This is a genomic window from Micrococcus sp. HMSC31B01, assembly GCF_001816085.1.
Lineage (GTDB): Bacteria > Actinomycetota > Actinomycetes > Actinomycetales > Micrococcaceae > Micrococcus > Micrococcus luteus.
This window is the reverse complement of sequence record NZ_KV825378.1, coordinates 1-723: the sequence shown is the minus strand read 5'-3', so window position 1 is coordinate 723 and position 723 is coordinate 1. Positions and strand designations below refer to the sequence as shown.

At 75.4% G+C, this 723-nt stretch carries 1 protein-coding gene; it reads right to left on the bottom strand.

The features are described from left to right. Nucleotides 1–130 precede the first annotated feature (130 nt). Nucleotides 131–723, bottom strand: a 593-nt coding sequence (locus HMPREF3105_RS11015; protein ID WP_070709621.1) for a DUF3097 family protein, incomplete at its 5' end; no start/stop codon positions are given.

The window sequence follows — 723 nt, the reverse complement described above, 5'->3', positions numbered from 1 at the left end:
GGTGCGGCCGGCGTCGGGCTGCGCGCGGGTGTTCACGAGGGGCTCCTCCTGGATCGCGGGACCCGCGCGCCGGGGACCGGGCGCAGGGCATGGGCCAGCATAGCGCGGGCGGGCGGGGGCCGCGCCGAGATCAGTGCTCGGGTGCGGCGGTGAGGAAGTCGATGAGCTCCTCCACGCGGCCCAGCAGGGACGGCTCGAGGTCCGCGTACGTGGTGACGTGGGAGAGCAGCCGCTTCCACCCCAGCCCCGTGGCCTCCTTGCTCCCGTGCGGCCAGCCCAGTCCCCGCAGGATCCCCGTCTTCCAGTCCTGCCCCTTCGGCACGACGGGCCACGCGGGGATGCCGAAGACGGAGGGCTTGATGACCTGCCAGACGTCCACGTAGGGGTGACCGAGGATGAGCACGTTGCCCGCGGCCCCCGGCACGCGCATGGCCTCGGCCGCGAGGCGCTCCTCCTTGGACCCGGTGACGAGATGGTCCACGAGGATCCCGAGCCGGCGCCGCGGACCGGGGGCGAACGCACGGATCGCCCCGGCGAGGTCGTCCACGCCGTGCAGGGGCTCCACGACGATGCCCTCGAGGCGCAGGTCCTCGCCCCACACCTTCTCCACCAGCTCGGCGTCGTGCACGCCCTCCACCCAGATGCGAGAGGCGCGGGCAGTGCGGGCCCGCGCCCCCTCGACCCGTCGCGAGCCGGAGGCGGTGCGGGCCGGCGCCGCCGGGG